Origin of the sequence: Wenzhouxiangella sp. XN201, assembly GCF_011008905.1 — a bacterium.
Taxonomy (GTDB): Bacteria; Pseudomonadota; Gammaproteobacteria; order Xanthomonadales; family Wenzhouxiangellaceae; genus Wenzhouxiangella.
The window spans coordinates 1,138,853-1,165,207 of the sequence record NZ_JAAIVI010000017.1 but is presented as its reverse complement, the minus strand read 5'-3'; the positions used below and the strand labels follow the sequence as shown (position 1 = coordinate 1,165,207).

At 63.1% G+C, this 26,355-nt stretch carries 23 protein-coding genes; 9 read left to right on the top strand and 14 right to left on the bottom strand.

The genetic code is table 11. The features are described 5' to 3' along the window. Positions 1-49 precede the first annotated feature (49 nt). Together G4Y73_RS05670 and G4Y73_RS05665 are read left to right on the top strand one after the other, a co-directional pair. On the top strand, positions 50-1,027 hold the full coding sequence (locus G4Y73_RS05670) for a malate dehydrogenase (RefSeq protein ID WP_164230318.1): 978 nt from the start codon (positions 50-52) through the stop codon (positions 1,025-1,027). A 20-nt stretch (positions 1,028-1,047) separates the two neighbouring features. Beyond that, complete coding sequence (locus G4Y73_RS05665; RefSeq protein WP_164230316.1) at positions 1,048-1,482, top strand: DUF4399 domain-containing protein; 435 nt, start codon at positions 1,048-1,050, stop codon at positions 1,480-1,482. Between the two features lie 10 nt (positions 1,483-1,492). Here the strand turns inward: G4Y73_RS05665 and G4Y73_RS05660 are convergent, their stop codons facing one another. The 3 genes from G4Y73_RS05660 to G4Y73_RS05650 form a co-directional block, all read right to left on the bottom strand. Next, on the bottom strand, positions 1,493-2,863 hold the full coding sequence (locus G4Y73_RS05660; RefSeq protein WP_164230315.1) for a 3-deoxy-7-phosphoheptulonate synthase class II: 1,371 nt from the start codon (positions 2,861-2,863) through the stop codon (positions 1,493-1,495). Next, positions 2,860-3,372 carry a disulfide bond formation protein B gene (locus G4Y73_RS05655; RefSeq protein ID WP_205596556.1) on the bottom strand — a complete coding sequence of 171 codons (513 nt, stop codon included), beginning with the start codon at positions 3,370-3,372 and terminating at the stop codon, positions 2,860-2,862. The genes G4Y73_RS05660 and G4Y73_RS05655 overlap by 4 nt, the downstream gene beginning before the upstream one ends. A gap of 102 nt (positions 3,373-3,474) precedes the next feature. Then, positions 3,475-4,824, bottom strand: a complete 1,350-nt coding sequence (locus G4Y73_RS05650; RefSeq protein WP_164230310.1) for an alpha/beta hydrolase — start codon at positions 4,822-4,824, stop codon at positions 3,475-3,477. A 140-nt stretch (positions 4,825-4,964) separates the two neighbouring features. Between G4Y73_RS05650 and hutU the strand changes: the two genes are divergently transcribed. From hutU to hutI, 3 genes are all read left to right on the top strand, one after another. Further along, the gene (hutU, locus tag G4Y73_RS05645) at positions 4,965-6,644 is read left to right on the top strand and encodes a urocanate hydratase (RefSeq protein ID WP_164230308.1); all 1,680 of its coding nucleotides are present in this window, start codon (positions 4,965-4,967) and stop codon (positions 6,642-6,644) included. Then, positions 6,644-8,149: a histidine ammonia-lyase gene (gene hutH, locus G4Y73_RS05640; RefSeq protein ID WP_164230306.1), complete on the top strand. Its 1,506-nt coding sequence runs from the start codon at positions 6,644-6,646 to the stop codon at positions 8,147-8,149. Before hutU ends, hutH begins: the two co-directional genes overlap by 1 nt. 186 nt (positions 8,150-8,335) lie before the next feature. Further along, a complete protein-coding gene (gene hutI / locus G4Y73_RS05635; protein ID WP_164230305.1) occupies positions 8,336-9,559 on the top strand; it encodes an imidazolonepropionase in 1,224 nt (407 codons plus the stop codon). 172 nt (positions 9,560-9,731) lie between these two features. On the opposite strand, the gene G4Y73_RS14250 is transcribed toward hutI, so the two are convergent. After that, positions 9,732-10,583, bottom strand: coding sequence for a hypothetical protein (locus G4Y73_RS14250; protein WP_164230303.1), 852 nt, complete (start codon positions 10,581-10,583; stop codon positions 9,732-9,734). Between G4Y73_RS14250 and G4Y73_RS05625 the strand changes: the two genes are divergently transcribed. Further along, positions 10,467-12,083 carry an EAL domain-containing protein gene (locus tag G4Y73_RS05625; RefSeq protein WP_346426843.1) on the top strand — a complete coding sequence of 539 codons (1,617 nt, stop codon included), beginning with the start codon at positions 10,467-10,469 and terminating at the stop codon, positions 12,081-12,083. The two genes, G4Y73_RS14250 and G4Y73_RS05625, sit on opposite strands and share 117 nt — an antisense overlap. Before the next feature lie 39 nt (positions 12,084-12,122). Here the strand turns inward: G4Y73_RS05625 and G4Y73_RS05620 are convergent, their stop codons facing one another. Beyond that, positions 12,123-12,683, bottom strand: coding sequence for a hypothetical protein (locus G4Y73_RS05620; protein WP_164230299.1), 561 nt, complete (start codon positions 12,681-12,683; stop codon positions 12,123-12,125). A gap of 135 nt (positions 12,684-12,818) precedes the next feature. Between G4Y73_RS05620 and G4Y73_RS05615 the strand changes: the two genes are divergently transcribed. Beyond that, positions 12,819-13,391 carry an ECF-type sigma factor gene (locus G4Y73_RS05615; protein ID WP_164230297.1) on the top strand — a complete coding sequence of 191 codons (573 nt, stop codon included), beginning with the start codon at positions 12,819-12,821 and terminating at the stop codon, positions 13,389-13,391. Between the two features lies 1 nt (position 13,392). Here the strand turns inward: G4Y73_RS05615 and G4Y73_RS05610 are convergent, their stop codons facing one another. The 7 genes from G4Y73_RS05610 to queA all read right to left on the bottom strand — a co-directional run bounded on the left by G4Y73_RS05610 (position 13,393) and on the right by queA (position 21,902). Beyond that, the gene (locus G4Y73_RS05610) at positions 13,393-15,837 is read right to left on the bottom strand and encodes a serine/threonine-protein kinase (protein ID WP_164230295.1); all 2,445 of its coding nucleotides are present in this window, start codon (positions 15,835-15,837) and stop codon (positions 13,393-13,395) included. A gap of 76 nt (positions 15,838-15,913) precedes the next feature. After that, positions 15,914-16,372: a hypothetical protein gene (locus G4Y73_RS05605; protein WP_164230293.1), complete on the bottom strand. Its 459-nt coding sequence runs from the start codon at positions 16,370-16,372 to the stop codon at positions 15,914-15,916. Continuing rightward, positions 16,362-17,333, bottom strand: coding sequence for a protein translocase subunit SecF (secF, locus tag G4Y73_RS05600; RefSeq protein WP_164230292.1), 972 nt, complete (start codon positions 17,331-17,333; stop codon positions 16,362-16,364). The genes G4Y73_RS05605 and secF overlap by 11 nt, the downstream gene beginning before the upstream one ends. Positions 17,334-17,349: 16 nt before the next feature. Continuing rightward, positions 17,350-19,209 (bottom strand): protein translocase subunit SecD, encoded by a 1,860-nt coding sequence (gene secD / locus G4Y73_RS05595; RefSeq protein WP_164230290.1) that lies wholly within the window; start codon positions 19,207-19,209, stop codon positions 17,350-17,352. A gap of 44 nt (positions 19,210-19,253) precedes the next feature. After that, positions 19,254-19,586 (bottom strand): preprotein translocase subunit YajC, encoded by a 333-nt coding sequence (gene yajC, locus G4Y73_RS05590; protein WP_164230287.1) that lies wholly within the window; start codon positions 19,584-19,586, stop codon positions 19,254-19,256. A gap of 141 nt (positions 19,587-19,727) precedes the next feature. Further along, positions 19,728-20,831: a tRNA guanosine(34) transglycosylase Tgt gene (tgt, locus tag G4Y73_RS05585; RefSeq protein ID WP_164230285.1), complete on the bottom strand. Its 1,104-nt coding sequence runs from the start codon at positions 20,829-20,831 to the stop codon at positions 19,728-19,730. 51 nt (positions 20,832-20,882) lie between these two features. Next, complete coding sequence (queA, locus tag G4Y73_RS05580) at positions 20,883-21,902, bottom strand: tRNA preQ1(34) S-adenosylmethionine ribosyltransferase-isomerase QueA (protein ID WP_164231218.1); 1,020 nt, start codon at positions 21,900-21,902, stop codon at positions 20,883-20,885. Positions 21,903-22,009: 107 nt separating this feature from the next. Between queA and kynU the strand changes: the two genes are divergently transcribed. Together kynU and G4Y73_RS05570 are read left to right on the top strand one after the other, a co-directional pair. Next, complete coding sequence (kynU, locus tag G4Y73_RS05575; RefSeq protein ID WP_164230283.1) at positions 22,010-23,272, top strand: kynureninase; 1,263 nt, start codon at positions 22,010-22,012, stop codon at positions 23,270-23,272. Positions 23,273-23,276: 4 nt separating this feature from the next. After that, a complete protein-coding gene (locus G4Y73_RS05570; RefSeq protein WP_164230281.1) occupies positions 23,277-23,984 on the top strand; it encodes a VTT domain-containing protein in 708 nt (235 codons plus the stop codon). Here the strand turns inward: G4Y73_RS05570 and G4Y73_RS05565 are convergent. Together G4Y73_RS05565 and G4Y73_RS05560 are read right to left on the bottom strand one after the other, a co-directional pair. Continuing rightward, the gene (locus G4Y73_RS05565; RefSeq protein ID WP_164230279.1) at positions 23,947-25,593 is read right to left on the bottom strand and encodes a hypothetical protein; all 1,647 of its coding nucleotides are present in this window, start codon (positions 25,591-25,593) and stop codon (positions 23,947-23,949) included. The genes G4Y73_RS05570 and G4Y73_RS05565 overlap by 38 nt on opposite strands. Further along, positions 25,590-26,300, bottom strand: a complete 711-nt coding sequence (locus tag G4Y73_RS05560; protein ID WP_205596489.1) for a glycosyltransferase family 2 protein — start codon at positions 26,298-26,300, stop codon at positions 25,590-25,592. Before G4Y73_RS05560 ends, G4Y73_RS05565 begins: the two co-directional genes overlap by 4 nt. Positions 26,301-26,355: the final 55 nt, after the last annotated feature.

Genomic DNA, 26,355 nt, shown 5'->3' with positions numbered 1-26,355 from the left:
AATGTGGGGCTACCCTGAACTCAATCACGACCGTGAGGAGATTCCCCTTATGAACGAACCCGTTCGCGTCGCGATCACCGGCGCCGCCGGCCAGATCGGTTACCAGCTCTGCTTCCGGATCGCCGCCGGCGACATGCTGGGCCCGAACCAGCCCGTCATTCTCCAGCTGATCGAGATTCCGCCGGCCATCGATGCACTCAAGGGCGTGGCCATGGAGCTCGAGGACGCCGCCCTGCCCCTGCTGCACGGCATCGTTACCACCACAGAGCTTGATGAAGGGTTCAAGGACGCCGACTATGCCCTGCTCGTCGGTGCCAAGCCGCGCGGCAAGGGCATGGAACGCGCCGATCTGCTGTCCGAGAATGGCAAGATCTTCGGCCCGCAGGGCAAGAGCCTCAATGCCGTGGCCAGCCGCGACGTCAAGGTACTGGTCGTCGGCAACCCGGCCAATACCAACGCCCTGATCGCGAGCGCCAATGCGCCGGACCTGCCGCCGGAGAACTTCACCGCCATGACTCGTCTGGACCACAACCGCGCCCTGGCCCAGCTGGCGGCCAAGACCGGCACGCATCACACCCGGATCAAGCAGATGACGATCTGGGGCAACCACTCTTCGACCCAGTATCCCGACCTGCACCACGTCAATGTCGACGGCCGGACCGCCATCGACCTGGTCGACCACGACTGGTACGAGCAGGACTTCATTCCGACCGTGCAGCAACGCGGCGCGGCCATCATCAAGGCGCGCGGTGCCTCGAGTGCGGCTTCGGCGGCTTCCAGTGCCATCGACCACATCCGCGACTGGGCGCTCGGCACCGACGGTGATGACTGGGTGTCCATGGCCGTGCCGTCCGACGGCAGCTACGGAATCGAACCGGGCGTGATCTTTTCTTTCCCCTGCACGTGCGAAAATGGACAGTGGAAGATCGTCCAGGGCCTGGAAATCAACGAATTCTCGCAGGCGCGTCTCGATGCGACCGAGCAGGAACTGCGCGAGGAACGCCAGGCCGTGGCGTCGCTACTCTGAAAGATTCCAAGGAGATTGCCATGAGCGCACTCAAGCTACTGATTCTGCCGCTGCTCCTGTTGTCCGCACTGGTGCAGGCCGGGGGACTTGAACGCACCCCGGCGCCCGAACAAGCCAAGGTGTACTTCATCGCCCCGCACGACGGTGACACAGTGACCAGCCCGGTGACAGTCCGCTTCGGCCTGGAAGGCATGGGCGTGGCACCGGCCGGCGTCGATCACGATCAGACCGGACACCATCACCTGCTGATCGACACCGGCCCGGACACCATGCCGGCCATGGACCAGCCGCTGCCCACGACCGACCAGGTGGTGCACTTCGGCGGCGGTCAGACCGAGGTGGAGATCGAGCTCGAGCCGGGGGAACATACCCTGCAACTGCTGCTCGGCGACCACCGCCACGTGCCGCACGATCCGGCGGTGAAGTCGGAGAGGATCACCATTACGGTCGAATGACCCCAGGCCTTCAGGAAAGGCTGCGGTGCTTGCCGACGATGCGCATGGAAAGTTCCAGGGCCTGCTCGTAATTGAGCCGCGGATCGACGGTGGTCTTGTAGGCCCGCCCCAGATCCTGCTCGTCGAGATCGCGCGCGCCGCCGATGCACTCGGTCACGTTCTCGCCGGTCAGCTCGAGATGCACGCCGCCCAGGCGCGAACCGCAAGTGGCATGGATATCGAAGGCCTGCTCCACTTCCGAAACGATGTTGGCAAAGCGCCGCGTCTTGTAACCGCTTTCGGTCTTTTCGGTATTGCCGTGCATGGGATCGCAGATCCACAGTACGGGTGAGCCGGTTGCACTGACCGCCTCGATCAGCGGCGGCAGCTTGTCGGCCACCTGGCTTGCGCCCATGCGGTGAATCAGCACCAGCCGCCCCGCTTCGTTGTCCGGGTTGAGGGTGCGGATCAGGTTCTTGAGCCAGCTCGCCGACATGCCCGGACCGATCTTGATCCCCATCGGATTGCGGATGCCGCGGAACATTTCGACGTGCGCGCCGTCGAGATCGGCGGTGCGCATACCGATCCAGGGGAAATGCGTGGAGAGATTGAACCAGCCCCACTGGCGCGGCACGCGTCGGGTCAGAGCCTGTTCGTAGTGCAGGTGCAGGGCCTCGTGCGAGGTAAAGAAATCGACCCGCCGCAGGCTGCCGGGCTTCATGCCGGTGACGGTCTCCATGAAGCGCACCGAATGGCCGATCGAATCGGCAATGCGCTCGAATTCCTTTTCGAGCGGGGAATGCTCCAACCAGCCGAGATTCCAGTATTCGGGATGATGGAGATCGGCAAAACCGCCATCGACCAGCGCACGGACGAAGTTCATCGTCATCGCCGAACTGGCGTGGCCACGCAGCATGCGATCGGGATCGGGGGTGCGGGCGGCTTCGGTGAATTCCGGGGCATTGACCAGATCACCGCGATAGCTCGGCAGGGTCGCGCCGTCGCGCGTTTCCATATCGGCCGAGCGCGGCTTGGCATACTGACCGGCGAAGCGGCCAATGCGCACCACCGGCCTTTCCATGCCGTGCAGCAGCACCAGCGACATCTGCAGCAGGACCTTGAGACGATTGGCGATGATGGTCGGCTCGCATTCGTCGAACAGTTCGGCACAGTCGCCGCCCTGCAGCACGAAGCGCTTTCCGGCCTGGGCCTCGGCAATCTGGTTCTTGAGCGACAGGATCTCCCAGGAAGTGACCAGTGGCGGCATTGCAGACAGGCGCTGCAGCGCCTTGCGGAAAGCCAGCTCGTCGGGATAGCTGGCCTGCTGGCTGGCTTCCTTCTGCTGCCAGGAATCCGGGCGCCAGCCCTTGGCCGGGGTGATCGTTTTCAACTTTTCGCTCATGGTCTTGCTTCTCTGTCAGCGGGTCGTGCCAGCAGCGCCCACAACAGGAACACTGCCAGGCCAACATACCAGATCAGCGTCCAGGCAGGCATCGACAGGCCCACAAACTGCCAGTCGACCTCCGCGCACTCACCCGCGCCGGTAAAGGCCTCGCGCAGGATTTCCATCATGGGAAAATCGTACTCGAGCATGAAATACATGCCGGGTCCGCAATCCGGAACCTGGTCGGCCGGCAGGCTCTGAAGCCAGACATGCCGGCCGGCCGTGCTGATGCCCCAGCCAGCCCCAAGCAGAATCGGCACCCCGTAGACCCAGCGACCCCAGGCTTGCGGACCGTGGATGGCGCCAGCCAGTGCAAAAACACCCATCAGCATGAAACCAAGTCGCTGCAGGATGCACAGGGGGCAAGGCTCCAGCTCGAGTACGAACTGAACGAAGTAGGCATAGGCCAGCAAGCCTGCACAGGCCAGGAAAATCAAGGCGAACGGCGCGCGGCCGCGAGTCAGCATATTCATGGTCTGCATTGTAGCCAATGTCGTCTCTGTGGAATCGGGTATGACCCGTTTTCCGCGCCGGCGTTCTGCTTTTCTGGTCCGCGCGCTGGTCCGGAATCAGTCCGCCGGCGAGTGGCGGGCCTCGAGCGCATCGAGCAGTTTTGCGAAACGGGCCTGGGCGGCCTCCGACTCCAGGATGTCGACATGGCCGGCATTGACGCCGAAGATACTTTCGGCCTGGCGCTGCACCGCCACCGGCAGCATACTCTCGAGCGTTGCCACGCCGTCTCCCGATGTCCCCGTCATCCAGCCATCGAGCCGGTAACTGAACAGCAGGTGATGGCCCGGCAATTCGGCGTCCTCGATATCACTCGTAGTCGGGCTGTCGAACAGACCAGCGAGGAAATCGCTGCCGGTGGCCAGGTCACGCCAGACCGGCGCGATCACCGGGGAGTACTTGACCCCCTGCCGGGCCGAGTCGTAGCCTCCCCAGGGCGCGGACAGGGTGATCAGCCCACCGATCGAAGCAGACTCGCCGCGCCGCGCGCGCTCCAGCAGCCACGACCGCGCGACCAGACCACCCATGCTGTGCGCCACGACGTGGTAATGATCGATCCCGCTGCGCACCTCCAGTTCCTGCATGATCCGGTACAAGTGGGACGCGACCTGGCCGATCGCCAGTCCCGAAGCGTAGTAGTAATACATCGGCTGGAAGGTCGAGGTATCGAGTCGCTCGATCAGGGGCGAGAGCACCCGCGGCGATCCGTTGATGCCGTGGATGAACAGCACCGGCACACGATCCGGATCCAGCGCTTCGTCGAGGTAGACGCCGCTGTAACCGGCACGCACGAAATCCATCGGGCGCCACAGACTGTCGCGTGCGATGACCAGGTCAAAGCGCTCATCGTCGAGCGGAACGACCTCGCCGAAGGCGGTCAACTGCCCGATGCTGACGGCGGTTTCCAGGGCGGCTTCGACGACACTCCGATCACGCACGACCGACAGGTTCCGGTCCGAGCTCAGGCGATCCGACGCCACCAGTTCGACATTTTCGGCAGTCTGCCGCCCCCCCGGTTTGCAGTGAATCGGATCGCCCCCCTGAACCTGAGCCGCCGGCTCGGAATCGTCGAGCGTCATGTTGCCGTTGTCGTCGAGGAAAGCGAGCAGAAGATAGTCGCCGGGGGCGAGTGCGAAACTATAGTTACCTGAGTCATCGGCGAATGTGAAATCGACGGGGATCGGCGGCTCGGCCGTCGACTCCGGCCGCGCCTGCAGCGCTGCCACCACCCGTTCGCCCCTTGCGTCGGGCGCCTGCACACTGCCCAGGACGATACAGGTCTGTTCCATCATCTGGACCTGATCGTGCAGGTCGCGCAGTGCGCATCCGGGAACCAGCACAACCGCAGCCAGCGCCAGCCAGCACCAGCCAGTCGCTGTTCCTCCTCGCAGCATTGCGAATCGCCTCATGATCGACTCCCGAATTCAGACAGCCGACACGCATCGCGCGGCTTCAGAAGCGCCCAGTATACAAAGGGGAACAGCGCCCGGTCGGCGCGCCGGGCCATTGCTATACTCTGCCCGAGCTGTACACCACAACAGGATGGATGATGACCGAGCAGACACGCTCGGGGTCAGGACGGTCGACCCCGATCCGGGCCCCGCATGGTGCCGCACTGAGCTGCCGTGGCTGGCACCAGGAAGCGGCCATGCGCATGCTGATGAACAATCTCGATCCGGCCGTAGCCGAGCACCCCGACAAGCTGATCGTCTACGGCGGCACGGGCCGTGCCGCTCGCAACTGGGACTGCTATCACGCGATTATTGCCACGCTCAAACGCCTGGCCGATGACGAGACCCTGCTGGTCCAGTCCGGCAAGCCGGTCGGTGTCATCCGCACCCACGATCAGGCACCGCGGGTGCTGATCGCCAATTCGAATCTGGTCGGACGCTGGGCCAACTGGGATGTGTTTCGCGACCTTGAAGACCGCGGCCTGACCATGTACGGCCAGATGACGGCCGGATCCTGGATCTACATCGGCTCACAGGGGATCGTCCAGGGCACTTACGAAACTTTTGCTGAACTGGCCCGCCAGCATTTCGGCGGCTCGCTAAAAGGAAAGCTCACCGTCACCGCCGGACTGGGCGGCATGGGCGGCGCGCAACCGCTGGCAGTCACCATGAACGAAGGTCACTGCCTCGCAGTGGAAGTCGACGAGACGCGCATCGACCGGCGCGTGGAGACCGGCTACTGCGATCGTAAGGCGAAATCCCTCGACGAGGCCCTGGGTATCATCGAAGCCGCGAGCGAACCGGTGTCGGTCGGCCTGCTGGGCAACATCGCCGAGGTCCTGCCCGAAATGCGCTCGCGCGACATCGTTCCAGACGTGCTGACCGATCAGACCTCGGCCCACGATCTCCGCCACGGGTACATCCCCGCCGGCCTGTCGCTGGATGAAGCCGAAGCCCTGCGGGAGAAAGACCCAAAGGGCTATGACGAGAAAGTGCTCGACTCGATGGAGCTCCACGTCGAGACCATGCTGAAGATGCAGGACGGAGGTGCGATCACCTTCGATTACGGCAATAATCTCAGAGGCCAGGTGGCCGACCTGCGCGGCATGAGCAAGGCCTTCGATTTTCCCGGCTTCGTGCCGGCCTTTATCCGACCGCTGTTCTGTCGTGGCGCCGGCCCCTTCCGCTGGGCGGCCCTGTCGGGCAACCCGGACGATATCGCCGCAACCGACCAGGCGATACTCGAGCTCTTTCCCGAAAAAGAACCGCTCAGGCGCTGGATTCACAAGGCGCAGGAGAAAATCCAGTTCCAGGGCCTGCCGGCGCGCATCTGCTGGCTGGAGTACGGCGAGCGTGCCGAAGCCGGCGAAAAATTCAACTGGCTGGTCGAAAAAGGCAAGGTCGACGCGCCGATCGTGATCGGCCGCGACCACCTCGACTGCGGCTCGGTGGCCTCACCCAACCGCGAGACCGAGGCCATGGCCGACGGCTCGGATGCCATCGCCGACTGGCCCATTCTCAACGCCCTGGCCAATACCGCCTGCGGCGCCTCCTGGGTCTCGTTCCATCACGGCGGTGGCGTCGGAATCGGCTATTCGCTGCATGCCGGCATGGTCAGTCTCGCCGACGGCACACGGTCGGGATACGAGCGACTCGAGCGCGTATTGACCGCCGACCCCGGCCTGGGCGTCATGCGACACGCCGATGCCGGCTACGAAGACGCCATCGAAACCGCCCGTGAGCGCGGTGTCGACATTCCCATGCTCAACCAGCACTGATGAACCAGACAATTAGCATAGAAAACCTTTACGCCGACCTGGATCGGAGCCTGGATGCCATGCGCTCTGACGACGGCACCGTGCAACGCTCGCGCCAGGTGGTCGAGCGTGCACTCGAGGGCAGTGACGCCATCTACGGCGTCAACACCGGCTTCGGTGCCCTCGCAAGCAAACGAATCGATGACGATCAGTTGGGTAAACTGCAGCGCAACCTGCTGCTGTCACATGCCTGTGGCACGGGCGATCCAGTGCCGCCCCGGATTACCCGCTTGATGATGGCGCTAAAGATCCATGCCCTGGGGCTCGGTAATTCAGGCGTTTCACTGCCGATCTTCCGGCAACTCCTGAAGTTCTGCGATCTCGACATCCTGCCCTTCATTCCCAGCCGCGGCAGCGTCGGGGCATCGGGCGACCTGGCCCCCCTGGCCCACATGAGCCTGCCCCTGATCGGCCTGGGCCGTTGCTGGAACGCCGACCGGAGCGGCTCCGAACCGGCTACCGAAACCCTGGCCCGGCACGGCATCGAACCGGTAGAACCCGGCGCCAAGGACGGCATCGGCCTGATCAACGGCACGCAGTTGATGTCGGCCTACGGCGCTTTCGTACTCAACCGGGCGATCCACCTGATGAGCGCTGCCGACATTCTCGGCAGCATGAGCCTGGAGGCCCTGCAGGGTTCAGCCCGCCCCTTTGACGAACGTGTGCATCGGATACGGCCGCATCCCGGCCAGATCACGGTGGCGGCCAATGTTCGCGACCTCCTGCTCGAGTCCGAGATTCTTGAATCGCACCGCCACTGCGGCAAGGTTCAGGATCCCTACTGCCTGCGCTGCATTCCGCAGGTGCACGGTGCCAGCCGCGATGCACTCGGCCACGCCATCGAAGTGGTCGAGCGCGAGCTCAACTCGGTTACCGACAACCCCCTGGTTTTCAGTGACGGTGACATCATTTCGGCCGGCAACTTCCACGGCCAGCCGCTGGCGCTCTCGCTTGACTACGCCGCCATGGCCCTGGCCGAACTGGCCAGCATTTCGGAACGGCGCACTTATCTGCTGCTCGAGGGCCACGACGGCCTGCCCAAGCTGCTGATGAGCGACACGGGCATAAACTCCGGCTTCATGATCCCGCAATACACCGCCGCGGCCCTGGTGAGCGAGAACAAGGTGCTTTGTCATCCGGCCAGCGTCGATTCCATTCCGACCAGCCTGGGCCAGGAAGACCACGTCTCAATGGGCTCGATCAGCGCGCTGAAACTCCTGAGCGTGCTGCACAACGTCGAACGTGTACTGGCAGTGGAGGCCCTGACGGCGGCCCAGGCGCTCGACTTCCGGGCACCGTTGAAACCCGGCAAGGGTGTCCTCGCCGCCCACGAGTACATTCGCCGGCACGTCAACCATGCCGAGGAAGACTACGAAGTGGGCCACGACATCGATACCTGCACCCGCTTGCTGCAATCGGGTGAACTGGTCGAGACCGTTCAGTCCGCTGTCAGTGGGCTTCGATAAGCGCAGCTTTTTGATTGTCCACAGATGAACACAGATAAACACAGATGAAAAAGAAGATCAAAGCTTACGCTTGGGTGTGTGGGGTCAGTCGACGATGGCGTTGCTACTAGACCTGTTTCAGGAATTAATGTTTCTTGCTGTTTTTATCTGTGCTCATCTGTGTTCATCTGTGGACAATAGATTTTCATGAAGCTACTCACCAACATCTCGACGCTGTACCGCGTACCACCCGATGCTGCGCACGACGAGGTCGACGCTGTCAGCGACGCTACAGTCGCCTGGGAGGACGACACCATTCGCTACGCCGGGCCGACCGCCGAGTTGCCGGCTGAATTTTCACAGGCAGAAACATTCGACGCTGACGGACGTTGCGTCGTCCCCGGACTGATCGACTGTCACACCCATCTGTGTTTCGGCGGCTGGCGCGGCGATGAATTTGCCGCGCGTCTTGAAGGTAAGACCTACCAGGAGATCCAGGCTGCCGGCGGTGGAATCAATTCGACCGTGCGCGCCACTCGCCAGGCCGACCGTGAGGCGCTCCGATTGAAAGCCAGCGAAGCCCTGGCCGATATGGCCCGGCTCGGCGTGACGACGGTCGAGGCCAAATCAGGTTACGGGCTCGACCGGGATAACGAAATCAAGCAGCTGGAAGTCTATCTGCAGCTGCAATCCGAACAGCCACTGGAGATCGTTCCGACCTTTCTCGGTGCGCACCTGGTGCCAACCGAGTACCGGGATCGCCGGGATGATTACCTCCAGCTGCTTTGCGACAAGCTGATCCCAGAAATCGCCGAGCGCAAGTTGGCTCGCTTCTGCGATGTCTTCATCGAGAGCAATGCCTTCACACTGGCCGAAGGGCGTCGCATCCTCGAAACCGCAAGGGATCACGGACTCGGCCTGAAAATCCACGCCGACCAGCTGTCATCCGGCGGCGGCGCCGGCCTGGCGGCCGACCTGGGGGCAGTATCAGCCGAACACCTGGAATATGCCTCGGACGAGGATATTCGGGCCATGGCCAGGGCTGGAACGGTGGCCGTCAGTCTTCCGATCGCCTCGCTTTATCTGCGTGAGCCTTACTTGCCGGCGCGCCAGTGGATCGAAGCCGGCGTCCGGGTCGCCGTGGCAACCGACTTCAACCCGGGATCAGCACCCAGCTACCACCTGCACCTGGCCATGACCCTGGCGGCCGTGCATCAGCGCATGAGCCCGGCCGAGGTACTGCGCGGCGTGACCACACATGCCGCCCGAGCCATTGGCCTGGAGACCTCACACGGTAGCCTCATGCCCGGCTACCGCGCCGACCTGGCCATCATCGATGCCCCCGACATCAATCACTGGCTCTACCACTTTCGCCCCAACGCGTGCCTGCGCACGCTCAAGTCCGGCCGTTGGCTACAAGTCCTCCGATAAGTTAAGCTCGAGCGAAAGGCCGGGAGAACGTCAACATTGACGAACGCCACTACTAGCTCGGACAAATGGCGGGGACTATCCAGCCTTGAGTGAGGAAACACGTCAGGCAACACCGCCCGAGACCGGGGCAGCTCACTGGGCCGGTCACCTCCGGCGTCGCTTTATCCTGTTGTCAGCGACATTCTCCCTCGCGATCGTGCTGCTTGTGACTTTCAGCCTCTTTGCCTTCCAGGGGCTTTCCGGCGCGCGCGCCTACGTGAATGGTGAAAGCCAGTGGACCAAGGCGCAGAAGCAATCCGTTATTGCTCTGTTCGACTACGCAACCACGGGCGACGAGGAACAGTATCTCGCGTTCAATCGAGCGCTTGCCGTCAACGAAGGCGACCGCCGCGCACGCCTGGCCCTGTCGCAAGACGATCCGGACCTCGAGGAAGCTCGCCAGGGATTTCTCGACGGGCGCAATCAACCGGAAGACATCGAGCTGCTCGTGCGTTTGTTCTTGCTGGGGCAATCCCTGCCACCTTTTCAAGAGGCCGTCGATGCATGGCGCAAGGCCGATGCATTGATCGCACAACTGCGCAGTGAAGCCGGGACACTTCGTGACCGGGTCCGCCGTTACGGCCCGGCAAGCCGGCCTGTGTTCGACCAGCTCGAAGCCATCCGGGCGCTGGATGGGCAATTGACTCGACAGGAAGATGAATTTTCCAATGCTATGGGGCGCGTCAGCCGCGTGATGATCCAGTGGTTCGCACTGGCCATTGCGGCAACGGCATTTGTGCTGATCGCGGGTGGGTTCATTCTTGCCTGGCGATTGATCCGGATCAGTGAAGGCCGGGAAGTAGCGCTGAAGGAAAGTGAACAGCGCTACCGGGCGCTCGTGGACCAACCCGAGGTCGGCATGTGGCAAATCGATCCGGACGGCTTCATCCTCTACTTCAACCCCGCCATGCGCGAATTGCTCGGCATCGAAGATTGGGAACCGATCGAAGGTGGCGAAATCGAACAGTTCATTGCCCGAGACCATCGTGAAAAAGTCATCAGGAACCGGCAGGCCCGCCTCGAGGGCCATAATTCCGCCATCGAGGTGGAGCTCAAGCCACGTAGGGGATCATCTCGCATTGCACTGGTTCACGGGGCACCCATTCACGTGGGAAACACAGTCGTCGGCCACGTCGGCACCTGTGTCGATATCACGGCTCGCAAGCAGGCGGAACACGAACTCCAGTTTCAGGCGCTGCACGACCCACTGACGGGCCTGCCCAACCGCCGTCTTTTCATGGATCGGCTGGACATGGCGCTCAAACGTAGCCGCCGCGACGGCACCTGCATTGGCGTTCTCTTTGTCGATCTCGACCGATTCAAGATCGTCAACGACGGCCTCGGCCACGCAGCCGGCGACACATTACTGAAGGAGGCGGCGACCCGCCTGAAGACCGTCGTCCGTGACCGCGACTCGATCGCAAGATTCGGCGGGGACGAATTCGGAATCATTCTCGAACCCTTGAAGTCGGTGGACGAAGCAATCGTACCGGCCAATAGAATCATCCATGAACTGACCAAAGAATTCAGCATCGATGGGGTCAGCGCACGCGTCGGTGCCAGCATCGGCATTGCGCTTTCAGGCCAGGGCGAGGAAGACCCGTCCGAATTGCTCAGACATGCTGACATCGCAATGTATATCGCCAAGGGCAAGGGCAGTTCACACTTGCATGTATACGATTCTGAAGAGGATTCGTTTCAGCAGGAGCACCTGCATTTCGAAAACGACCTTTGGTATGCAGCCGAGCGCGACCAGTTGCAACTCCACTACCAGCCCATTGTCGATCTCGAAAGTCGGAAGATCGTGTCGCTCGAAGCGCTTGTCAGGTGGTTGCATCCTATCGAGGGCCTGCTCTCTCCCGACCAGTTCATCGCTCTGGGCGAGGAAACGGGTGCCATCGCCCGGATCGGAGAATGGGTCGCGCAACGCGCCTGCCGGGACTTTGCCCACCTGCAGTTAGCGCTGGGTGATCGCTGCCCCGGCACAATTGCCATCAATGTCTCGGATGCCGAGTTCCGCTTCGGGGATCCGATTTCCAGCATTCGTGATGCTTGCGAGCAATCGAATATCCGCGCCGAATCGATCGAGATTGAAGTGACAGAAAGCCTGCTGACGCTGCAACCCGATGCGCTCTACCAGATCAGCAGTCTGGGTCACCCAATCGCAATTGATGACTTCGGCACGGGCTACGCCTCACTTGACCGCCTCCGCATGGTGCCGTTCGACGCCATAAAGATCGACCGCTCATTCATTGCCAGCTTGCGGAAATCCAGGGTCGACCGCAGCATCATCGAAGCCGTTATCCATATCGGCCGCAGTCTCGATGTGCAGGTTGTTGCCGAGGGCATAGAGCTTGAGGATGACGCCGGCGCGTTACTGGAAATGGGATGCCGGCTAGGTCAGGGCTATCTCTTCTCCGCGCCACGGACATTCAATGAGATCCAGACGATGATCGATCGAACCGGAATAGTCCGCCTTCCCTGAACCGCTGTGTTTCTGGCCCCACCCGTCGCTATCGAAGGATTACATCACCTGACTGAATTGCCCGATCACCGGGTCGACATCGAATTGGTCACGAAACAGGGGCGCTTCACCGCGAACAGTCAGCTGCAACGGAATGGACGTCGGCCCCCGATCTTCCCGCGTGGCAGGAACATACAGTTGCAGGTCTCCAGCCAGAACCGTGCCTTCCTCGGCATCACCCGGAGCGCGGAAGCTGATCAACACTCGACCGGCAGTACCGTCGCGACTGGCTTCTACAACAACATTCGCCCAGTCCTCGCTCTCGTCGAGACCGGGCTTGATCTCCACGCCAGAGAGACTTCCCACAAGCAAAACCAGCTCACGGCCGGACCCTGCCGGAAGGACGACGCTGATACGCTCGACCTGCTGGCCCCTGCATTCGATATCGATTGCGCCCGGGACGCGCGCCGTTTCGGGCGCACGATATGCGAGCAATACTCCGTCGGGCAGAGTAACCGTATCCTCCGCCGTGTCCAGCACACAGGCATCAGTAGCAACCACCCGCAAGGGCAGCAGTACCAGGGCTGTCAGCATGGTGGCGTAGGTGAATCCCGCTTTCATTTTGCGTTCAGTTCGCTCGACGGAATTGTCGACTGTTAGCATTGTAATCTACCGTCGGCAATAATGCGAAATCCATCCTTTCGGTGCGAATCGAGTAGCATGTCAAGTCAGGACTTCCCGAATGGATTGCCGAGGATGACCCGGCCGAACCAACAGGCTGCCGAACTCGAGGCCTTGATCAGGCAATGTGCCGATCGCGGCGAGGCATCGCTGGCCAGCCTGCTGCCCCTGGTCTACGACGAATTGCGGGCACTGGCCGCCCGCCAGCTTTCACGGCAACGTCCTGACCATACCCTGCAACCCACCGCCCTGATCAACGAGGCCTACCTGCGCCTGGCCGGCCAGGACTACGAAAACTGGCAATCCCGACGCGAATTCGTCTTGATCGCCGCAACCGTCATGCGGCATGTGCTGGTCGACTACGCGCGCCAGCGCACGGCCCAGAAGCGCCCGCAGGCGAAACAGCAACTCGATATCGACGACATCGACCCGGGCCAGGCATTCGGCAGCGAGCTGATTGCCATCGATGAAGTGCTCGAACAGCTCGGTGCCATCGACGAGCGCCAGGCCAGGATCGTCGAGCTTCGCTACTTTGCCGGCCTGAGCATGGAAGAAACCGCCAACACGCTCGAGGTGTCGCGTTCAACAGTCGCCCGGGAATGGCGGATGGCGCGAGCCTGGCTCAAACGCCGCCTTTCCGAGGAATGAATCAGCGCAGCTCGGGTTCGACGGCCTCGAATTTCGTGGCAATTCGCTCTCGCAGTTCCGACCATTCATCGCCCGCCTGCCCCCCCAGCGACTCCAGCGCCAGACGGTAGCTTTCTGCAGCCTCGGAAAGTTTTCCCTGCACCACCCGCGCCCCGCCCTGCACTTCCAGCGCAGAGGCGAAGTACAGGGTTTCCACGCCGCCAAGGCGCCGATGCCGGCGTTCTAGATCCGGCAAGATCTCGTCGATCAGGCGCTCAGCCTGCTCCGGATCACCGGCACGCAACTGCAACGCGGCGAGGTTGGTCATCGATAAACGAAACAGATAATGATCCGGCCCGGACGTATCCTTGATCATGCGGGCCGCTCGATCGAAAGCATCCATGCTCTCCTCGAGACGACCCAGGCGCGACAGCGCTACGCCGAAATTGCCGATGGTATTGGCCAGTCGCTGACTCGGCCCGACCATCCGCTGATAATCCTCAATCAGTGTGGCGAACTGCTCGACCGCAGTTTCCGGATCGTCGAGCATCACAGCCGTGGCATGCACGTAGCGCCCGCGCAGCCGACGCAGGTCATCCGGCCCGAACTGCGCTTCGGACAAAGCCAGGACCGCCAGGGCGTTGTCCTGCGCGGCCGCGGCGTTTCCCGCAGCCACGTGGGCACCAACCAGGGCGGCCCGCGCCTCGAACAGCAGCTCGCGATCCGATTCCGAACTGTCCTGCAGTGCCTCGATGATTTCCTCGAGTTCGGCAATCACCTGAGGGGGTGAGGCGTCCATCAGATTGGCCTGGTTACGCAACTTGCGAATGCGGACGCGTATGACATCGCGGCCGTGTTCGCCCCCGGCAAGGGCGTAAGCATCCAGCGCCTGTTCGTCGATTGCGATCGACTCGAACGCGCGCCCGGCTGAGTCGTAGGCGGCACCAAGTGCAGCCAGAAGACTTGCCTGTTCCGCAATCTCGAGTTCGCCGAACAAGGCTGTGCGCGCCTGCTCGAGCAGGGGGATGGCACGCTCTCCCAGGCCGAGCGCGTTGTAGGCCTCGCCCAGGGCGATATGAATGGAACCGAGTACGGCCGGACTGGACTCAGCCGATTTCGCCAGATTGAGACGGCCCAGGTCGAGGATCTCGCGAACGGTCACTTCGCCACCGCGCGCGGGCAGGGAGTTGGCCCCGGCCAGGAGATCGTTCATGAAACCGGTAACCGCCTCGGCCCGATCGCGCTCGCTGGCGATGCGTTCGAGTTGCGCTTCGCGGTCAAGCAGATAAACGGCCAGCAGGATGAGCCCGGCGCCCACGGCAGCCACAGCCATCCGATGCCGGCGCAGAAACAGGCCCGCACGATGAACCCGACCGCCATCCCGGGCGGTGACCGGCCGCAACACCTGCCACCGTCGCAGATCGTCGGCCAGGGCCCGGACCGAATCGTAACGCTCGGCGGGCCGTGTGCGCATGGCTTTGTGGACAACCGTGGCAAGATCGGCGGAAACGGCATCGGAAGCCACCTGATTCACCGGCGGGAAGCGACCCGACAGCACGGCCGCCATCAGTGTCGCTCCGTCCTCGATCCCGGCAAAGGGATGATGCCCGCTGATCAGTTCATACAGCAGCACACCGAGCGAGTAGACATCGGTTGCCGCACTCAGATCCTCGCCGCGAATCTGTTCCGGACTGGCCCACGCCAGGGTCATCTCGTGATCGGTTTCGTTATCATCCTCCGCGGGCTCCTGCCTTGCATCGAGCAGGCTCGCCACACCAAAATCCAGCAGCTTGGGCTCACCGTCTTCAGTCACCAGGATATTCGAGGGCTTGAGATCGCGATGGATCACCATGTGCCGGTGGGCGTAGTCGACCGCCTCGCAAACCTTCAGGAACAGCGCGATGCATTCATTTCTCGTCCGACCCGCTCGGGCGCACCAGCGATCGATCGGCTCGCCTTCGACATACTCGGTCGCCAGAAATGGGCGGCCCTCGGCAGTGACACCGCCGTCGATCAGGTGAGCAATCCAGGGGTGATTCAGGCGCGAGAGGATGCTGCGCTCGGTGGCGAAACGATGTGCGACCGCCTCGTTGCGGCTCTCGCTCAGATTGAGCAGCTTGAAGGCCACCGGCTGGCGCAGATCGCCGTCCACGCGCTCTGCCAGGTAAACAATGCCCATGCCGCCGTAGCCGACCCGGCGGATCAAGCGATAGTTGCGCGGCAACGGAACTTCCAGCGACACGCTCCTCAGCGCATCCCGAGCGGCCGATTGAAAACTCTCGGGAACATCGTCGGCGCTATCGTCGGCCCCGGCGGCGATCAGCCAGTCGACCTCACGACGCAAGTCTGCGTCATCACCACATCGCTGGTCGAGCAGTTGCTGACGTTCATCCGGCGCACATTCCAGTGCCGCCAGCGCAATGGCCTTGGCCGTTCGGTAACGATTTGCCTCGGATTGCGTGTTCATCGGGCCCGCCGACATCCCACAACAAGGCTACAGGGTACGTCAGGCCGCAAGGACTCGCCAGCCTGACCTGCCGGGTTCAGCGTGACTTCTCGCCGGAACGCATTCGAGAAGTGCGGACCTCCACGTAGACCCGGCTATTCTCCGGTGTGGACTCCCCTTCGCCGTTGGCAACCGACAGGGTACCGGTACGGCCTTCGTGGACACCGATCATGGAATCAGCCAGATGCTCCCACTGCCCGTTTTCCAGTTGATGGATCGAGAAATCGACCCAGATTGCGCCTTCGGGCGCGCCTTCGCCCGGCCCGGGGGGATCGACCTGAACATCGAGTTTCCAGCCCGATTGTCCATCGGCATCCTCGAATGCGATGCTGGCCGGCTCGCCGGCATCGACGACCAATAGCGGGTCATCGCGGTGCTCTCCCTCGATCCAGACTTTCATCTCGAGCATGTACTTTTCGACATCCGAGGCCGACGCACTACCGGCAAGGGCCAGCAGTGACAGGATCAGCAGCGTCGTGCGCAATTCAAGATTCACGGTTACGGAACCGCTCCGGCAGGATTTCAGTATCGGGCTGATCGGCACCTTCTTTCTGCACCGGCATCAGATCCATCTTGGACACGCCCAGCTTGACCGCCAGGCTCCCGGCGACATAGACCGAGGAATAGGTACCGACGATCACACCGATGATCAGCGTGAACGCGAAGGCGTGGATGATCTCGCCGCCAAAATAGAATAGTGCCGTCAGCACCAGCAGGGTGGTCAACGAAGTCATGATCGTTCGGCCCAACATCTGGTTGATGGCGAGGTTGGTCAGTTCCTTCGGGCTGCCCTTGCGGCGGGTCTGGAAATTCTCGCGCAGGCGGTCGTAGACGACAATGGTGTCATTGAGCGAGTAGCCGATCAGGGCCAGGATGGCGGCCACAACGGTCAGGTCAAAGCTGACCTGCAGGATCGACAGGACGCCGAGCACCACCAGGACGTCGTGGACCAGTGCGCCGACCGCACCGACGGCAAAGCGCCACTGGAAGCGGAAGGAAACGTAGATCAGCACGCCGATCAGCACGTAGAGCAGCGCCAGTCCGCCCTGCTCGGCCAGTTCCTGCCCGATCTGCGGGCCGACGAACTCGACACGGCGCATCTCGAGATCCGGCACGTTCTCCGACAGGGCCTCGAGTACCCGGGTGCTGAGATCCGCCCCGGACTCGCCGACATCGGAGGCCGGAATGCGGACGACGATGTCACTCGCTGTACCGAAGGTCTGGACCACGAAGTCATCGAAACCGGTGTCTTCCAGAATCTGGCGCACCTCGCTCAGCTCGGGAGCCTGCGGGTAGTGCAGCTCGATCAGCGTGCCGCCGGTGAAATCGAGACCGAAATTCAGGCCGCGGGCAAACAGGGAGACGATGCCGCCAACCAGGATAAGGGCCGACAGCACCAGTGCCAGGTTGCTGTAGCGCAGGAAATTGATCTTGGTGTCGCTTTTGATGATGTCCATGACGATTCCGCGCTCCTCAAAGAGCCAGTGACTTGACGCGCTTGCGGCCGCCGTAGATCAGGCTGACAACGCCGCGCGTGCCAAGGATGGCCGTAAACATGGAGGTGACGATACCCAGACTGAGCGTGACGGCAAAGCCCTTGATCGGGCCGGTACCGAACATGAACAGCACGATGGCCGCAATCAGGGTCGTGACATTGGCGTCCGCGATGGTCGAGAAGGCTTTCTCGTAGCCGGCCCGGATCGAGGCCTGCGGCGTATTGCCGTTGCGCAATTCCTCGCGTATTCGCTCGAAGATGAGCACGTTGGCGTCGACCGCCATGCCGACCGTCAGCACGATGCCGGCGATGCCGGGCAGGGTCAGCGTCGCACCGAGCATCGACAGCAGCGCCACGATCAGCACCAGGTTTGCCGTCAGGGCCAGGTTCGCGACCAGGCCGAAGACCTTGTAGTAGACCGCCATGACGACCAGCACCAGGGCGAAGCCGATAATGACCGAACGGAAGCCCTGGTCGATATTGTCCTGCCCCAGGCTCGGACCGACGGTGCGCTCTTCGATGATCTGCATCGGCGCAGCCAAGGCGCCGGCACGCAGCAGCATGGCCAGCTGGGCCGCCTCGGTGGCCGATCCCAGGCCGGTGGTCTGGAAACGCTTACCGAAGGGCTCGCGCGTGACCGCGGCTGAGATCACTTCTTCGACCCGGCGGGTGGAGTGCACCTCTTCGCCATCGACCATCTTCGTTTCGGGCCGGTGCTCGATGAACACGACGGCCATGCGATTGCCGACATTCTCGCTGGTGTGGTCGAGCATGCGCCGGGCACCGGCGCCGTCGAGCGTGACCACCACATTGGGCTGGCCCGACTGCTGGTCGAAGCCGGCCGCGGCGCCGATCAGGTTGTCACCCGAGGCAATAACCTCGCGCGAAAGCAGGATCGGCTGTTCACTGCGATCGTAGTAAAGCCGGGAACCCGGCGGAATGCGCCCGGTGCGCTCGGCCTCGTAGGGGTCGTTCTGCTCGTCGACGGCGCGATACTCCACCGTGGCGGTCGCGCCCAGCACGCGCTTGGCCTGCGCGGTGTCCTGAACGCCCGGCAGCTGCACGACGATTCGATCGGCGCCCTGCTGCTGGATTACCGGCTCGGCCACGCCCAGCTCGTTGACGCGGTTGCGCAGGGTGGTGATGTTCTGCCTGAGCGCGTTCTGCTGGATTTCCTGCAGGTACTGCTCGTCGATGCTCGCGCGCAGGTTGAAGGTGTTCGAACCGTCGACCGACTCGAGCTCCAGTTCTTCGATCTCGCGCTCGATCAACTGGCGCCCCTCGTCGCGATCTTCGGCCGTACGCAGTTCGGCCACCACGTGGTTGCGATCAACCCGCACCGAGCGATAGCGAATGCCGCCATCGCGCAGGATGTTGCGCACATCGCTGACGTAGCTTTCCAACTGCTGGGTACGCGCGGCTTCCATGTCGACCTGCATCAGGAAGTGCACACCACCCTGCAGATCGAGGCCGAGCACCATCGGTTCCGCGCCCAGCACATCCAGCCATGCCGGCGTGGCTGGCGCCAGGTTGAGCGCGACCACGTATTCCTCACCCAGCGATTCCCGCAGCGCATCAGCTGCCCGCAGCTGCCGATCGGTGTCCTCGAAACGAATCAGCAATCGCTGCGGGGAGAACTCGGTGGGCCCGTGGGCAGCGCCCTCGGACTCCAGCACTCGCTCGACCTCACCCACCAGCTCCTGCTGCAGGTCGAAACCGCGCGAGGAAGACACCTGCACCGCAGGGTCGTCACCAAAGAGGTTGGGCAGTGCATAGAGGATTCCCAGGCCGAGTGCAATGACCAGCAGGGCGTACTTCCAGGGTGCGAATCGATTCATGGGTCGACTTCAGTTGTTGGTATCGGTTGGCGAGATCGGCACGATCAGTTGGCGGAATCGAAGGTGCCCTTGGGCACGACCTGGCCGATCGAGTGTTTCTGCACCTTGATCGTCACCTGATCGGACAACTGCAGTGAGACAAAACTCTCGCCCACTTCGGTGATCTTGCCGAGCATGCCCCCGGCAGTGACCACCTCGTCTCCCACCGACAGTCCGGCGACCAGTTCGCGGTGCTGCTTGTTGCGCTTCATCTGCGGCCGGATCAGCAGGAACCAGAAGATGACGACAATCAGGATCAACGGCAGCAGGCTGCCCAGCATCGAGGGCGCGTCGGCCGCCGCATCTTGCGCCATGGCGCTCGCAATCAGAAAATCCATGTTTCTAGGACCTCGGCTTGGTTCGGGTTCGGAAAATCTATGTGGGGTCGACCGTGGGCCGATCCAAACGACGAATTATCGCACAGTGGACCCGGGACAACCACACGCGATTGCCGCAGTAGCGCCGAAGCGGCCAGAATCTCAGTCCCCGCGCCGCCAGCCCTCGCGCAGCCGACGCGCCAATTCACCCAGGGCGCCGGCCTCGATCGCTTCACGCATCCGGCGCATCAGCTGCTGGTAGTAATACAGGTTGTGAATGGTGGCCAGGCGGTGGCCCAGGATTTCATTGCACTTGTTGAGATGCTTGAGATAGGCGCGCGAGAAATGCGTGCAGGTGTAGCAGTCGCAGTCGGGATCGACCGGGCCGGTATCGCTTTGGTGGCGAGCGTTGCGAATCTTCACCACGCCCCGGCTGGTGAACAGGTGGCCATTACGGGCATTGCGTGTGGGCATCACGCAATCGAACATATCCACGCCGCGGGCCACGGCCGCAAGCAGATCCTCCGGTCGGCCCACGCCCATCAGGTAGCGCGGATGCCGCTGCGGCAGCAGCGGGCAAGTCGACTCAAGGATGGCTTCGCGCTCGGCCTCGGGCTCGCCCACGCTCACCCCCCCGATGGCATAACCGTCGAAGCCGATCTCGATCAGGCTCTCGGCCGATCTGCGGCGCAATTGCGGGTACATGCCGCCCTGCACGATGCCGAACAACGCGGCGGGATTGTCGCCATGAGCCTGCTTCGAACGCTCGGCCCAGCGAAGGGAGCGCTCCATCGAATCACCTGCTTGTGCCTCGCTGGCCGGGTACGGGGTGCACTCATCGAAGATCATCACGATATCCGAGCCCAGCGCCCGCTGGACCGCCATTGACTCCTCCGGCCCGAGAAAAACCTTCGAGCCGTCCACCGGCGAGGCAAAGGTCACGCCCTGCTCGTCCATCTTTCTCAACCCGGCCAGGCTGAACACCTGGAAGCCGCCCGAATCGGTCAGGATCGGCCCCTCCCAGCCCATGAAATCATGCAGGTCGCCATGTGCCTCGATCACCCCGGTACCCGGCCGCAGCATCAGGTGAAAGGTGTTACCGAGAATGATCTCCGCACCGATCCCACGCAGTTCCTCAGGGGTCATCGCCTTGACCGTCCCGTAGGTCCCGACCGGCATGAACGCCGGCGTTTCCACAGTCCCCCGCTCGAAAGTCAATCGCCCGCGCCGGGCATCGCCATCCTTATCCAGCAGTTCGAACTTCATTCGCACTCGCTCACTAGTCTTTTCCTGAACCCTGAACCCTGAAACCGTCTTTTAACCAATAAACATCGCATCGCCATAACTGAAAAACCGGTACTCCGCCTCGACCGCATGCCGATAGGCCGCCAGCACATTTTCGCGGCCGGCAAAGGCACTGACCAGCATCAACAAGGTCGACCCCGGCAGATGGAAGTTGGTGATCATCGCATCGACCGCCCGAAATTCGTAACCGGGATAAATGAACAGGCGGCTGTTGCCCTCGAACGGTGCCAGCTCGCCCCCGGCAGCAGCCGTTTCCAGGGCGCGCACAGCCGTGGTGCCGACCGCCACGACCCGACCACCGCGCCTGCGGGCCGCCTCGACAGACTCGACCAGCTCCGGCGACACAGACAGCCATTCGGCATGCATGCGGTGCTCGGCCACGTCTTCGACCCGCACCGGCTGGAACGTGCCAGCGCCGACGTGCAAGGTACATTCGGCCCGGGTCACACCCTTTTCGTCGAGCCGATCGAAGATCGCCTGGTCGAAATGCAGTCCGGCGGTCGGCGCGGCCACTGCACCCGGCACCCGTGCGTACACCGTCTGGTAACGCTCACTGTCCATCGCCTCGTCGCCACGCTCGATATACGGCGGCAACGGCATATGCCCCGCGGCTTCGAGCAGGTCCGACCAGGCCGGGCCCTCGGCAACAGCCAGTCGCCAGAAATCGCCTTCCCGGCCCAGCACTTCCAGTTCGAAACGCTCATCGACCCGCAGTCGACTCCCCGCCGTTGGCTTGCGGTTGGCCCGCAGCTGCGCCACCGCCTCCCCTTCATCGACAACACGCTCGATCAGAATCTCGACGCGCCCGCCGCTTTGCTTGCGCGCCCATAATCGGGCGGGAATGACCCGCGTGTTGTTGAACACCAGCAGGTCTGCCGAATCGAGCAGGTCGGGCAGATCGGAGAACTGACGGTCGGCCCAGCGCCCGGACTCGCGCCCAAGCTGCAATAGGCGACTGGCCGAGCGTTCGGACAGCGGATACTGCGCAATCAGCCGCTCGGGCAATTCGTAGTGGAAGTCGGATAGCTTCATGCCAATGGGGGATCGGGCCGGCCGGCCATTGTAGCCCCGGCCGACGATGCTTTTCGCGGCCATCGAATCCGGCTATCCTGCGGACTTGAGCAAACGCCTGACCACGCATGACCAGCCAGACCACCCGTCCAGCATTCAACCCCGGTCAGTTCCGCGACCGCTTTCGCCTGCCCGAAGGTCGCGGCGACGGCCAGGCGGTCTACCTGTGCGGCAACTCGCTCGGCGCCCAGCCGCGGGCAGCCGCAGACGCAGTCGACGCCGAGCTGGAGCGCTGGGCACGCCTGGGGGTGGCCGGACATTTCGATGGACCGACGGCCTGGACCGAGTACCACCAGCTGCTCACTGCTTCCCTGGCCGGGTTGTGCGGCGCCCGGCCGGTCGAGGTGGTCGCTACCGGCACCCTGACGGCCAATCTGCACCAACTGTTGATCAGCTTCTATCGCCCACAGGACCAGCGCCGCCGCATCGTGATCGAGAAAGGCGCGTTTCCGTCCGACCGCTACGCAGTCGCATCCCAGGCCGCGCTGCACGGCCTCGATCCGGCCCACGACGTGGTCGAACTGGCACCACGCCGCGACGGCCTGCTGCACGAGGAAGACCTGGAGGACTACCTAGAACGCTACGGCGAGCAAGTGGCTCTGGTGCTCTGGCCCGGCGTGCAGTACGCCACCGGACAGGTGTTCGATCTGGGACGCGTCTGCCGCGCGACCCGCCGTGCCGGAGCCACGATCGGTCTGGACCTGGCCCACGCCATCGGCAACGTGCCACTGAATCTGCACGACGACGGCCCGGATTTCGCCGTCTGGTGCAGCTACAAATATCTCAATGCCGGGCCCGGCGCCATCGCCGGGTTGTTCGTGCATGAACGCCACGCCCACTTCGAAGGCCCGCGTCTGGCCGGCTGGTGGGGGCAGGATGTGCCGACGCGATTTCGCATGGCGCGGGAATTTCGCCCCGAGCGGGGTGCGCCCGGCTGGCAACTTTCCACCCTGCCAATCCTGGCCACGGCGCCGCTGCTCGCCTCGCTGCAGCTTTACGACGAAGCAGGCGGCATCGATCCCTTGCGCCGCGCTTCGCTCGACCTGAGTGGTCACCTGGCGAGGCGCATCCACGAGGAATTGGACGATCAAATCGAGATCATCACGCCGCTCGAACCCCAGCGTCGGGGCTGCCAGCTCAGCCTGCGGGTGCGCGCCGGCGAATCGGCCGGCCGCCGCCTGCTCGAACGCCTCGAGGCGCGCGGCGTGGTCTGTGACTGGCGCGGGCCGGATATCATCCGGGTGGCTCCGGCCCCGCTGTACAACACGTACGAGGACGTCGAGCATTTCGTCGAACTGAGCGACCGCCTGCTCGCCGCCGACAAGCACTGAATCCATGCAGCACAAGCGCATCAAGTTCGCCCTGGCGACACTGACACTCTCGGTGGTGATGGCCTTCGCCATCGGCCTGACCGACGCCGGTCAGGGTGCCGCATTTGCCCTGATCGAACGACTGGAGGGCTGGGTGGACCTGTACTTCTGGCCCGGTGTGCTGGGCTATGTATTGGCCTTCGCCATTCTGATCACTCTGACGCTGCCCATGGCCACGCTGTTCACCGTCACCGGGGGCTTCCTGTTCGGCGCGAGTATCGGTTCCGCCGCCGCTCTGGCCGGCATGACCCTGGGCGCCATGCTCACTTTCAGCATCATGCGGCTGCTCAAGGTGCGCGAGGACAGCACCGTCCTGCGCCACGGCCGGGCGCAGGCCCTGTTCGAACTGATGGATCGAAATGCCGTGTTCTACGTCACTCTGCTGCGTATCGTGCCGGTGGCGCCCTGTTTTGCCGTCAATGCCGGCGCCGCCATTACCCGCATCGATTTTCCACGCTTCACGATCGCGTCCCTGGTCGGACTGACGCCTTCGGCCATCGTCTACGGCGGTCTCGGGGCCGGCCTGGAAACCATACTCGAGGCACGCCGGGTGTTGTCACCGACGCTGCTACTCGAACCCAGGATCGGCTTGCCGTTGCTGGGCGTCGTCGTGCTGGTCGTGGCTTCCTGGCTGCTCAGGCGTCATCTGCCGGGGCTGAGCCCGGAAGCCTGAATACGACTTGGTCGTCGCTCTCGTGCCAGGGCTGACCGAATCGCTCCTCAAACGACCGGATGCATGGCTCAATGTCCGGAAGTTCTCGACTGTGCTCGAAGGGCCGCCGACGATGAAAGACCACGAAGCGATCCCCCGATGGCCCCTGTTCGAGCAAGTCGGACAGGAACACGAAACGTGCGAGTTCGATATCGTGGTCACCCTCGGGATCGAGCTCGCCCCAGGTCCAGTCGCTGCACAGTCCGCTGATCATACCGATCCGGACCGGCAGCTGATGGAATCGCTGGAACTGCGAGATCGCGGTGTTGTTGGACTCGAAGTACCACGGTGCCTCGATGATTTCCCAATTGCCGGGCTCGGCGGCCATGTCCGCATAGATCTCCGGCAACCGGACCGAGCTCATCAAGTCGTGGTAGACGCTACGCTCGAAGTCGTAGTCGACCTGGTAGCGGGCCGCGTTGGTGAACTGGTTTAAACCACGGTAGAGCTGCGGAAACGGACCGGCCAGGTAATGCGCCCAGACAAGTGCCGCCGCGATCGCGAAAGCAGCTGATCGCGCCATCGACCCCCAATTGGATCCGACGGCTGAAGGAATCCAGGCCGCACCGACGGCAACCAGCGCCAGCACCAGTGGCTGGGCAATGGCGCTGTAGCGCACCAGCACCAGCGCATTGTGAATCCAGGCCGGCTCCAGCAGAACGATCACCACCAACACCGCTGCCACCATCCAGGCCCAGTAAAGCAGGAAATACCGGTCCCGCCGCCAGAGTTGCCAGGCCCCGATACCGGCCAGCGCCAGCCCGATCAGGGCCACGGGATTGCCCGCCGTGCCCAGTGTCAACTCCCAGGCACGGACCAGGGTGATCCAGTCGGGTCGATCCATGCCCGCCTTGGCGGCAATCGACCACGGATCGGAAAGTATCGGCGGCAGCAGCAGCGCACAGCAGGCGACCGTGGTGGCTCCGCCGAGCAGCAGCAATCGTCCCAGCGGCCACCACCGCCGCTCGACCAGTCCGTGCTTCAGACCGGCCAGTCCGAACCAGGTCAGTGCTGCACCGGTGAACAACGCGCTGAGTGGGTGCAGCCAGGCAGCCAGTACCGCGCACACCGCGAAGACGACCGCCCGGCCCCGCCCACCTTCGTGCCACCAATGCCACAGCACGATCACCGCTACCAGGCCGAGCAGGACTGTCAACGCGTATGGCCGAACATAGCGCGAAAAATGCACCAGCAATGGGGAGATCGCGATCAAGGCGCCGAGCAGCAGGCGTTCGTATTTGCCCAGCCAGGCGGCGAGCAGCCGCGGGATGACGACAATCGATGCACAGCCGGCCGCCAGCGGTAGAGCACGCATGTGCCACTCCTGCAGCCCGACCGTCTGCGCCAAGGCCTTGAACAGCAGGGTCAGCGGAATGCTGTGGTCGGCATGGCCCAGCGACAGGAAGATCTGGCGGTAGTCGGCTGTCATCAGCCGGTGCAGCGCGTGCCATTCGTCGTCGATCAGGATTTGCAGATGAAGCTGCCAGAATCGCAGCCAGAGACCGAAGCCCAGCACCAACAGCCATGCCAGAGCGCGAAAGGGTTCCCGGTCGAATCGCTCGGCGATCATCCCGCCGGGGCACGGCTGATCAAGCCGAGGCGCTGGCCGAGAAAGCGGCACGAAACGCGCAAAACGCCCACACCGTAGGTTATCGAACGGCGAAAATCGATCGACGAAGCCTCGCCGAAGTAATGGGCCGGGCAAGTCACCTCGCCGATGCGGTATCCCTGCCCGAGCACCTGCGCCAGCATCTCGTTGTCGAAGACGAAGTCGTCGGAATTGGCATCCAGATCGATCGCACGCAGCACTTGGGCGGAAAAGGCGCGGTAACCGGTGTGGTACTCCGACAGTTTCGCCCCGGTGCACAGGTTCTGGAATGCCGTGAGCACGCGGTTGGCAACATACTTGTAAACCGGCATGCCGCCACGTATCGCACCGCCGCCGAGGATGCGTGAACCGAGCACGACCGGGAACAGGCCACTGGCGACCAGTTCAACCATGGCCGGAATCAAGCGCGGACTGTACTGGTAGTCGGGGTGCAGCATGACGACGATGTCGGCGTCCAGTTCCAGCGCCTTGCGGTAACAGGTCTTCTGATTGCCACCGTAGCCGCGATTACGATCGTGCTGGATCACGTGCTCGATGCCGAGCGAGCGCGCCAGACCAGCCGTGTCGTCCTGGCTGGCGTCATCGACCAGCACGATCTCGTCGACGACGTCGCGCGGCACCTCCGACAGCGTTTTCTCCAGCGTCCTGACTGCATTGTAGGCAGGCATGACGACGACCACCCTGTGCTGCCTGATCATCGATTTCGCGACCTTCTGGTTGCGG

What these genes read in the sequence shown, in the direction of transcription:
- G4Y73_RS05670 (WP_164230318.1), top strand. Translation starts at nt 50, where the DNA reads ATGAACGAACCCGTTCGCGTCGCGATCACCGGCGCCGCCGGCCAGATC.
- G4Y73_RS05665 (WP_164230316.1), top strand. Translation starts at nt 1,048, where the DNA reads ATGAGCGCACTCAAGCTACTGATTCTGCCGCTGCTCCTGTTGTCCGCA.
- G4Y73_RS05660 (WP_164230315.1), bottom strand. Translation starts at nt 2,863, where the DNA reads ATGAGCGAAAAGTTGAAAACGATCACCCCGGCCAAGGGCTGGCGCCCG.
- G4Y73_RS05655 (WP_205596556.1), bottom strand. Translation starts at nt 3,372, where the DNA reads ATGCTGACTCGCGGCCGCGCGCCGTTCGCCTTGATTTTCCTGGCCTGT.
- G4Y73_RS05650 (WP_164230310.1), bottom strand. Translation starts at nt 4,824, where the DNA reads ATGAGGCGATTCGCAATGCTGCGAGGAGGAACAGCGACTGGCTGGTGC.
- hutU (WP_164230308.1), top strand. Translation starts at nt 4,965, where the DNA reads ATGACCGAGCAGACACGCTCGGGGTCAGGACGGTCGACCCCGATCCGG.
- hutH (WP_164230306.1), top strand. Translation starts at nt 6,644, where the DNA reads ATGAACCAGACAATTAGCATAGAAAACCTTTACGCCGACCTGGATCGG.
- hutI (WP_164230305.1), top strand. Translation starts at nt 8,336, where the DNA reads ATGAAGCTACTCACCAACATCTCGACGCTGTACCGCGTACCACCCGAT.
- G4Y73_RS14250 (WP_164230303.1), bottom strand. Translation starts at nt 10,583, where the DNA reads ATGGTCTCGGGCAATGAACTGTTCGATTTCGCCACCTTCGATCGGTTC.
- G4Y73_RS05620 (WP_164230299.1), bottom strand. Translation starts at nt 12,683, where the DNA reads ATGAAAGCGGGATTCACCTACGCCACCATGCTGACAGCCCTGGTACTG.
- G4Y73_RS05615 (WP_164230297.1), top strand. Translation starts at nt 12,819, where the DNA reads ATGACCCGGCCGAACCAACAGGCTGCCGAACTCGAGGCCTTGATCAGG.
- G4Y73_RS05610 (WP_164230295.1), bottom strand. Translation starts at nt 15,837, where the DNA reads ATGAACACGCAATCCGAGGCAAATCGTTACCGAACGGCCAAGGCCATT.
- secF (WP_164230292.1), bottom strand. Translation starts at nt 17,333, where the DNA reads ATGGACATCATCAAAAGCGACACCAAGATCAATTTCCTGCGCTACAGC.
- secD (WP_164230290.1), bottom strand. Translation starts at nt 19,209, where the DNA reads ATGAATCGATTCGCACCCTGGAAGTACGCCCTGCTGGTCATTGCACTC.
- yajC (WP_164230287.1), bottom strand. Translation starts at nt 19,586, where the DNA reads ATGGATTTTCTGATTGCGAGCGCCATGGCGCAAGATGCGGCGGCCGAC.
- tgt (WP_164230285.1), bottom strand. Translation starts at nt 20,831, where the DNA reads ATGAAGTTCGAACTGCTGGATAAGGATGGCGATGCCCGGCGCGGGCGA.
- queA (WP_164231218.1), bottom strand. Translation starts at nt 21,902, where the DNA reads ATGAAGCTATCCGACTTCCACTACGAATTGCCCGAGCGGCTGATTGCG.
- kynU (WP_164230283.1), top strand. Translation starts at nt 22,010, where the DNA reads ATGACCAGCCAGACCACCCGTCCAGCATTCAACCCCGGTCAGTTCCGC.
- G4Y73_RS05570 (WP_164230281.1), top strand. Translation starts at nt 23,277, where the DNA reads ATGCAGCACAAGCGCATCAAGTTCGCCCTGGCGACACTGACACTCTCG.
- G4Y73_RS05565 (WP_164230279.1), bottom strand. Translation starts at nt 25,593, where the DNA reads ATGATCGCCGAGCGATTCGACCGGGAACCCTTTCGCGCTCTGGCATGG.
- G4Y73_RS05560 (WP_205596489.1), bottom strand. Translation starts at nt 26,300, where the DNA reads ATGCCTGCCTACAATGCAGTCAGGACGCTGGAGAAAACGCTGTCGGAG.